The organism is Novosphingobium sp. 17-62-19 (assembly GCF_002256775.1).
Taxonomy (GTDB): Bacteria; Pseudomonadota; Alphaproteobacteria; order Sphingomonadales; family Sphingomonadaceae; genus Novosphingobium.
On record NZ_NCII01000116.1, the window covers coordinates 1 to 8,676 of the forward strand.

At 65.5% G+C, this 8,676-nt stretch carries 7 protein-coding genes; 4 read left to right on the forward strand and 3 right to left on the reverse strand.

Annotated elements, in window-relative coordinates:
* Together hisF and galE are read right to left on the reverse strand one after the other, a co-directional pair.
* Positions 1 to 693, reverse strand: a 693-nt coding sequence (hisF, locus tag B7X90_RS16870) for an imidazole glycerol phosphate synthase subunit HisF (RefSeq protein WP_292626411.1), incomplete at its 3' end; no start/stop codon positions are given.
* 76 nt (positions 694 to 769) lie between these two features.
* On the reverse strand, positions 770 to 1,780 hold the full coding sequence (gene galE / locus B7X90_RS16875) for a UDP-glucose 4-epimerase GalE (RefSeq protein ID WP_292626413.1): 1,011 nt from the start codon (positions 1,778 to 1,780) through the stop codon (positions 770 to 772).
* Between the two features lie 310 nt (positions 1,781 to 2,090).
* Here galE and B7X90_RS16880 point away from each other — a divergent pair, with 310 nt between their 5' ends.
* Genes B7X90_RS16880 through B7X90_RS16895 form a run of 4 tightly spaced genes read left to right on the forward strand, consistent with a single transcriptional unit; the run spans position 2,091 to position 7,890 of the window.
* Complete coding sequence (locus B7X90_RS16880; RefSeq protein WP_292626415.1) at positions 2,091 to 3,365, forward strand: diguanylate cyclase; 1,275 nt, start codon at positions 2,091 to 2,093, stop codon at positions 3,363 to 3,365.
* Positions 3,366 to 3,369: 4 nt separating this feature from the next.
* On the forward strand, positions 3,370 to 4,695 hold the full coding sequence (locus tag B7X90_RS16885) for a glycosyltransferase (protein WP_292626417.1): 1,326 nt from the start codon (positions 3,370 to 3,372) through the stop codon (positions 4,693 to 4,695).
* A 37-nt stretch (positions 4,696 to 4,732) separates the two neighbouring features.
* On the forward strand, positions 4,733 to 6,826 hold the full coding sequence (locus B7X90_RS16890) for a TolC family protein (RefSeq protein WP_292626419.1): 2,094 nt from the start codon (positions 4,733 to 4,735) through the stop codon (positions 6,824 to 6,826).
* Positions 6,823 to 7,890, forward strand: a complete 1,068-nt coding sequence (locus tag B7X90_RS16895) for an HlyD family efflux transporter periplasmic adaptor subunit (protein ID WP_292626420.1) — start codon at positions 6,823 to 6,825, stop codon at positions 7,888 to 7,890. Before B7X90_RS16890 ends, B7X90_RS16895 begins: the two co-directional genes overlap by 4 nt.
* A gap of 82 nt (positions 7,891 to 7,972) precedes the next feature.
* On the opposite strand, the gene B7X90_RS16900 is transcribed toward B7X90_RS16895, so the two are convergent.
* Positions 7,973 to 8,676: D-hexose-6-phosphate mutarotase (locus B7X90_RS16900; RefSeq protein WP_292626423.1), on the reverse strand; the 704-nt coding region annotated here is incomplete at its 5' end.

Consider the following 8,676-nt stretch of genomic DNA (forward strand, 5'->3'; position numbering starts at 1 on the left):
GATCTGGATGCCGTCGGCCAGATGGTCGAGGTTGCCCACGCCGCCCGAGGCGATCACGGGCACGCTCACGGCGTCACTCACGGCGCGCGTGAGGGCCAGGTCGAAGCCCGCCTTGGTGCCATCGCGGTCCATGCTGGTCAACAAAATTTCGCCCGCGCCGCGCCGCGCCATCTCGGTCGCCCATGCCACGGCATCGAGGCCGGTGTTCTTGCGCCCGCCATGGCTGTACACATCCCAGCCGGGGCCCACGGCCCGGCCATCGGCCCCTGTGCGCCGCGCATCCTCTTCGGAGCGGCGTTTGGCATCGATGGCCACCACGATGCACTGCGCGCCGTATTTGGCGGACGCGGCGCTGATCACGTCAGGGTTGGCAATGGCGGCCGAATTAAAGCTGGTCTTGTCGGCCCCCGCGTTGAGCAGCCGGCGCACGTCTTCGACCGTGCGCACACCACCGCCCACAGTGAGCGGAATGAACACCTGGCTGGCCACCGCCTCGATGATGTGCAGGATCAGGTCGCGCCCGTCGCTGGTGGCGGTGATGTCCAGAAAGGTGAGTTCGTCAGCGCCCTGGGCGTTGTAGCGCGCGGCGATCTCGACCGGGTCGCCTGCATCGCGCAGTTCGACAAAATTGACGCCCTTGACGACACGACCACCGGTCACGTCAAGGCAGGGAATGATGCGTTTGGCAAGCATGGAAAGAAAACTCTGTCAGCAAGGCGGGTTGGGGGCGACAAGATACCACGCAGCGCACCGCCACTGCCGCGCCGCGTCACGCCAGCGTGCGCGCCACGCCGTTTTGCCAGCGCCAGACATCCGCGCACATGCGGTCCACGCCGTGGCGGGCGCGCCAGCCCAGCAGCCGCTCGGCCAGCGCCGGGTCTGCCCAGCACTGCGCAACGTCGCCCGGCCGCCGCGCCACCACTCGGTAGGGCACGGCCTGTCCGCTGGCCTGCTGGAAGCCGCGCACCATCTCCAGCACCGACACCGGCTGGCCGGTGCCCAGGTTCACGGTGAGCAGCCCGGTGTGCTCTCGCAGGTAGCGCAGGGCGGCCACATGGCCATCGGCCAGGTCGCACACATGGATGTAGTCGCGCACGCCAGTGCCGTCGGGCGTGGGGTAGTCGTTGCCATAGACGCTCAAGGCGGCGCGCTGCCCCGCCGCCACCTGCGCCACATACGGCATCAGGTTGCCCGGCTCACCCTGAGGGTCCTCGCCAATGAGCCCGCTCTCGTGTGCGCCCACGGGGTTGAAATAGCGCAACCGCGCAATGCGCCACTGCCCCGGCTCAGCCGTATCCACATCCGCCAGGACCTGCTCCATCATGAGCTTGCTCCAGCCGTAGGGGTTGGTGGCGGACAACGGGAAATCCTCGCGGATCGGCACCGACGCGGGCTCGCCATACACCGTGGCCGACGAGGAAAATACCAGCGTGCGCACGCCCGCCGCCTGCATGGCACGCAGCAGTGTCACCGTGCCGGAGACATTGTTGTCGTAATACCGCAAAGGCTCGCGCACCGACTCCCCCACCGCCTTGAGCGCGGCAAAGTGGATTACACCGTCAATGGGGTGCTGCGCGAACACGCGCGCAAGCAAAGCTTCATCGCGCACATCGCCCTCGATGCATTGGGGCTGCGCGCCCGTGATGCGCCCCAGCCGCTCCAGCACCGAGCGACGGCTGTTACAAAAGTTGTCGAGAATCAGGTAAGGAACGCCGGCCTGCGCCAGCGCGATGCAGGTGTGCGAGCCGATGAAGCCGGCTCCGCCAGTTACAAGAATCATACGAACCGCCACTCCCACTAGAACGATAGAAAGCCTTCACCCCACTTCGATAAACTCGGGGCAATCGCCCACCGCTTCATCAAAACCCTCAGGGGCAGTGTGTGAGTGTGTAACACAGCGCCGCCGCCCACGGGCACCGTAACAGACGAGCCCACATGATTGCAGACACCAGCACTTCGACGCCATGGCAGCCACGCCCCTGACATCCTCACCCCCCCCGGAACACGAATATATGGTGGTCCTGCGTCCGTCGGGACTCCCTGCCGCGGACGAAACCGGCGCCGTGGCAATGCCGTCCTGGGATGCTTTCATGGCGGCCAGGCTGACTCCCCTGGGATTCTTCGTGGATGGGTGGACACCACAGGAACAGGCCGATCTGGCCGAGAAGGTGCGCGCCAGCGCCTGGTGGGATCGCCCCGTCCTGGTCGCAACGGGCAACGACATGCTGCCCCCGCTGGCTGACGGCGCCGCCACCTACAGCCAGGCGCTCAGTTTCAGCGAACGCTCCCTGGCGGTGCGCCGCAGCCTCAGGCGGGATACCGCCAGCCTGTATTTCGATGAGCGCGTACTGTTCTTCCTGTACCTGCGCGACAACGCCGAATTGCAGCCCGTGTGCGACCGAAGCAGCCACCAGCTGTACCGCTATCCGATGGTGGAGGCGCTGGCCCGAGAGGGGGAAGACGCTGCGGATTGCCTGGCCACGCTCACGCGCCGCCGGCTCCTCGAACCTGCATTGCTGGTTGACCGCACCCGCCACTGTCGCTCGTGCGGCGGTGCACACCTGCACTATCTGGATGTGTGCCCGCATTGCTCCAGCATCCACATCGGCAAAGCCGCTTCGCTGCATTGTTTTTCCTGTGGGCAGGTGGGCCCCGAAAGGGATTTCCACGACAACGGTGCCCTGGTGTGCCCGAAATGCAGCGCGTCACTGCGGCATATCGGCGTGGACTATGACCGCCCTCTCACACAGTACGCGTGCGGCAGTTGCCACCACGTTTTCATGGAAACCAGTGTCATCGCGCGCTGCCTTGACTGCAACGCCAAAGCCGACCCCGACAAGCTGGATGTGCGCGAAATTGCCACGCTGCGGCTCGCCCCCCAAGGGCGCGCAGCCCTGCGTGCAGGGCAAATTCAGGAGTCTTTTGCGGCGCTGGACACCGCCAACTATGTGGATCCCCCATTCTTTAGACGCCTGCTCGACTGGACACTGGCCACGCATGCGCGCCATCCGGAAATGCGCTTTGCACTGATCCTGGTGGAATTCCAGAACGCGACCGAAGTGATCGAGCAACAAGGCGCAGCACGCGTTTTCCTCATGCTGGACGAGTTTGCGCGCCGCCTGCACGAGTTGCTGAGAACGTCGGACATCACCACGCGCACCCAGGAAGAGCGGCTGTGGTTGCTGCTTCCTTTCTCCTCGCCGGAGGGATTGGCGGCGCGGCTCGAAAAAGCGCTGGCTGCGCAATCTTCAGGGGGCGAGGCTTCACCCCTGCGGGCACGCATCGGGCACCTGCAGGTGCCCGATGATCTGCGTGCCGGAGAGGGCGCTGCACAGTGGATGAGCCGCCTGCAAGACGGAGTCTGAGCGCATGTGGGAGCAGGTGGTTTTCTCATTCCAGACGCTGTTTGCCAGCTCAGGCTCGCAAACCTTGGTGGAACTGGCACTGAAATTTTTTCCGTTTGTGGTGCTTCTGGAGGCGCCATTTTTCATTTTGGTCACAGCGGGCATGGCGCGCTACGGTCTGCGCGAAGTTCGGCCTGACCGGCAACGGGAACGCTACCCCAGGGTCTCCTGCCTGATTACCTGCTACTCGGAAGGCGAAGATGTGCGCAAGACCATTGAGTCGCTGGCACAGCAGCTGTATCCGGGACACATCGAAATCATCGCCGTCATCGACGGCGCCATACAGAACCGTCCCACGCTGGAGGCCGCGCGCAATGCGCGCGCGCTGCTGCACAACACGCCCCGGCGCCAACTGCTGGTCCTGCCCAAATGGCAGCGGGGGGGCCGCGTATCGTCGCTGAACGCGGGGCTATCCATTGCCACCGGCGAAATCGTGATGGCCCTGGACGGCGACACCTCTTTCGACAACGACATGGTGCGCAACGCCACGCGCCACTTCGATGACCCTGGAGTCGTCGGTGTCGCGGGCAATTTGCGCGTGCGCAATGCCAAACGATCCCTGGTGACGCGCCTGCAGGCGCTGGAATACCTGGTCTCCATAGCGGCCGGAAAAACGGGCCTGTCCGAGTTCAATCTCGTCAACAACATCTCCGGTGCCTTCGGCGTGTTTCGCACGGCGTTCATACGCAACCTGGGCGGCTGGGATGCCGGCACGGCCGAAGACCTGGACATGACCACGCGCATCAAGCAGTACTTTGGTCGGCACCCCGGCTTGCGCATCGTGTTCGATCCGCATGCGGTGGGGCACACCGATGCACCCGACACCTGGCGTGTTTTCTTCCGCCAGCGACTGCGCTGGGACGGAGATATGTTTTATATCTTCATCCGCAAGTTCCGCTTCAACCTACGGCCGCGGTTGCTGGGGTGGCGCAACTTTCTTTTCGTCGTCGTCAACGGGCTGCTGATGCAGCTTGTCATGCCGTTCATGATCGTGGGATACACGGGCATGATGCTGTTCACACTGCCCGTCGGCGCGGTGCTCGGCGTGCTTGCGTTCATCTATCTGGCCTATCTGGCATCGCTGGTTTTCTATTTCATGCTGTATCTCGTGGCGGTGTCGGAACGCCCCGGGGACGACGCGGTTTATCTGGCCTTTTTGCCGCTCTTTCCTCTGTTCGCATTTGTCAATCGTGTGCATTGCTCGTTCTCCGTCCTCCAGGAAATCTTCACGCGATCGCACCTTGATTCCTCCATGGCTCCCTGGTGGGTGCTGCGCAAAACCAAGTTCTGAGATGGCGAAACAATCCGTGAGAAACGCGTTCGGGGATTTGGCCCTGCTGCTCTGGCTTGCACTCCTGTGCTCGGGCGCCATGGCGTCCACTACCCCTGACCTGCCCAATGCCGGCACCACCCTGGCCGAACTTGAAAACCTGGCGCTTGTGGCAGCCCCGTCGGTCCAGCTGGCCCAAGCTGAACAAGACGTGGCAGCGCACCGCAACAGCACGGCCCGCGCCAGCCAGGGAGCACGGGTTTTTGGTGGCACCGGTATCAGCACCGCGCGCGAAGCCGTGACCGACACCCTCAGCCGCGACTACCAGCGCTTGAACGTCCAGCTTGGTGTGCGCTGGCCTCTGCTCGGGAGCCGCGATGCGCAGTTGCGCAGCGTGCGCGAGGCCGAACTCGCGGTGGCGCAAGGGCAGGTGCGACTGCGCCTGGCGCGACAGGAAGCCGTGCAGGCCGTGCGACGGGCCTATGCGCGGCACTTGCGCACCGCACAGCGCGTTGGTATTGCGCAGGCCTTTCTGGGTATGCGTGCCCAGGCACGGGCCCAACTGGAATCCCGCCGGGCGTCCGGCGTGTTGCTGGAGGCAGAAAAACTGAAATTGCTGGGTCTGTTCGACATGGTGCAGGCGAGCAGTGACAACCAGCGCGCACAGCAAACGCTGAACCTCGGTGAACTGGCACGCCTGACCAATCTGCCCCAGCCCACCATCCAGACCCTGCCCATGATCTGGCCTGAATCTTGTCTCAACACGGACACGCTGCGGGCGGGGGCCGACCAGCACCCGCCCCTTGCACTGACCCAGCTGGAACTCAACACATGGGACCAGATCGCCGCAACCCTGCAGCGCACGGGGCTGGAGGCGAGCGTGTCGGTGGCACAAGGCGTTACCCGCGACATCGGCGGACCGAACGGTCGCAACACCTCGGTAGGGGTGGACTTCTCCATGCCCCTGCAATGGCGCGCCCAACGCGATGCCAGTTTGGGCCAGATCCAGAGCGAGCGCACCCGGCTGGAAAGTCTGCTGCATGTTCGCCGCAGCGAATACCACGCCCTGGTCGAACAGGCGCAGATCCAATGGCGCCAGCGCCAAAACGAAATGGCCGCTCTGCAAAACAGGCTGCAGGCGGCCCAGGAGGCCTCGCGCATTGCCTCACTGCGCCTGGAGGCATTTGACGGCGATGGCTATGCCACGCTGCTGAACGCGCGACATGAGCTGTACTTGGCAGCCGTGCAGGTCGTCGATGGAGCAGAACGTCGCGACCTGGCACAACTGGAGCTTGTGGGACTGGTGGCAACTGACTGCGGCCCCGCCAGCCCTGCCATCCAGGATGACGCCTCGCTCGCGCTGACCGCCTTGCCCCGCGCGATTGACACTGCCGCACAGGCCACCCCGGCCTCCGGAACTCTTGGCTGGTATGTATGGAATGGCCAGGCCCTGCTGGACCACCCCGCCCGCATGACAGCCTTGCCCAAGGGCAGCGAACGCATCCTGATTTCATTCACTGCGCCCCAGCTACGGGCACTGACGCGACCCGCCGGGCAAAAGCGGCTGGAGCAACTGATTGCGCAAGCGCATGCGCAGGGCTTGCGCGTGGAACTGCTGCTCGGCGAGGCCACCTGGGTTCTCCCGGCGCGCCGCCAAGCCTTGCTCGATCTGCTCGCACCGCTGCGCAACCTGGCCTTTGACGGACTGCACCTTGATCTGGAGCGCAGCCAGTTACCGCCCGCACAACAGCCGTCCTGGGACGAGGCCGTGGTGGACACGCTGCGTGCCGTACGTGCAGCCATCGACTGGCCTCTGGCCCTGACCACCCATTACCGTGAATTGCAGGCCCCCGACTTCGCCCGCCGCATCCAGGACACAGGTGTCACGGAACTGGTTGCCATGGTGTATGTCAGCAACCCGGTTCGCGCAGCCGAGATTGCCCGACCCCTGCTGCAAGGCCCGCCAGGCCTGCGGCTGGCGGTGGCGCAGAGCATCGAGCGCAGCTTGCCGCCGGATGAAAGCAACTATCTTTTGGGCCAGACCCAGGCCCTGCGCCGCTGGCACCAGTTGTCGCAAGCGCTGGAGACGTTGCCCGGATTCAGCGGCATCGTGGTGCAGTCGTGGGACGAATTCAAAAAGGCACGCCCGTGAAAATCCAGTTTGATAAACCGCCGGGCTCCGCCCAGGAAACCAACGGTCTCTCCGTTCGCTACGCCGCCTCCAAGCGCAAGGTGCCGCGCTGGCGCTGGTATTTGCTGCTGGCCATGGTGCTGACGCCGCCAGGCTACCTGCTGACCCGTTTCATGGTGGCGTACTGGTGGGAAACCGCCCCTGCCGTGGTCATCACGGAGCAGGTGGTCGTGCGTGCGCGCGAGGCGGGGCGAGTGACGCAGATCGCCGACATCGGTGCACTGGTGCGCGCCGGGCAGCCAGTGATTGCCCTGGACACCACAACGGGCGCCACGCGGACACCGTCGTCCGCAGCCACACCAAGGCCCGCAAGCGACCCTTCGCAAACCACCCTCGAGGCGTTTGCGAGCCGCCAGACCACCCTCGACGAGGCCCTGCGCCTGGCGCACAGCCAGCTGGCATTGCAGCAAGAACGCCTGCGCACCATGCAAGCGCTGCGGGCGGAGGGCGCGGCAACGCGCCAGGAGCTGGACAACGCACGTTTTCAGGAACTGCAGGCCCGGGCCGACGCCAATCGCGCACAAGCCGACGCCAGCGAAAACAGACACTTGCTCGCACGTGCGCAGTCAAGACCACCTGCGGTGCCGCCAGGCACAGACGGGCAACTGCCGGGCATGGCAGCGGCAACCAACGATGCGGACGTCAAGGCCCCCTTCGATGCCCAGGTGGTGCGCCAGTTCGCGCACCTGGGTGAATGGGTGGAAAGGGGTGCCGATGTGGCGGTGCTGCAGGGGCCAGCGCGCGCAATGGTCCACACCTATCTGCCGCCCGACCAGGCACGCTATGCACAGGTGGGGCGCCTGGCCACGCTGCGCTTCATGGACGGCGGGCGCATCCGCGCCGAGGTCGTGGATGTGGTCGCAGAAGCCGAGCGCACACCTGCCGAGCGCACCTCGCCGCTGACGCCGCGCATGCCCTCCATCGTGGCCCGCCTGCGTCCCGTCGAACCCTTGCCACCGGCCTACCGGATCCACCAGCTGCCGCTGGATGTGCGCTTCGACTGGGTCTGGTCCTGGCCGCTATGAGGCGTACGCGCACCTGCAGCCGCAGCGATGGCCCGGTCGCACGCATCGCCCAACACCACCCCGCCGCCATGCGGCGGTGGCATCACGGCGCCGGCAGCACCCGGAGTTCCTGCCAGCCCTGCCACTGCTGCCCCGGTGTCAGGGTGATGGGGCGATCGATCAGGGCCGCTTCCACGCACAACATGGAGCGGTAGCCGTCGGGCGGGAGGTCTGCCAGTCGGGCGCACAAGGCGCCCCCGGGGTTCCACACCACCGTGTTCGAGAGACTGGCGCTCTGGGTTATCTGCAGGCCGAGGGCACCATCGTGCAGGTGGATGGCCCCTGCAGGCGCACTGAACACGCGGTCGTATTCGCCCAAAAACATGACAGGGCCTTGCTGAAAGCCGCGCGCATCGGCCAGCGCATCCCAGCGCGCGCAGCCATCGAGCCCGCCGAGCCGGGCGCGCCCGACATCCTCCACGCTCAGGTAGGTATGCAACGCGGTGGTGAAATCCCAGGCCCCGTCGTCCGTATTGCCGGTGTTGTGCACCACCAGCTGCACGCGCAGGCTGCCCGCGCCCAGCACCACCGTCAGCTGCGCGGCAAAGCGCGCAGGCCACCACGCGCGTGTGGTCTCGCTGTCGGTCAGCTCCAGGCACACGGATGACTGCCTGTCGCCCTCCTTGCTTGCAGGGGCGGGCCGCCAGCCCAGATTGCGCGCAAAGCCATGCTTGGGCAGCGGCCCGCGCTGGTTGAACTGGGGAAAGCACAGCGGAATGCCGCCGCGAATGGCCGACTGGCCGTCGA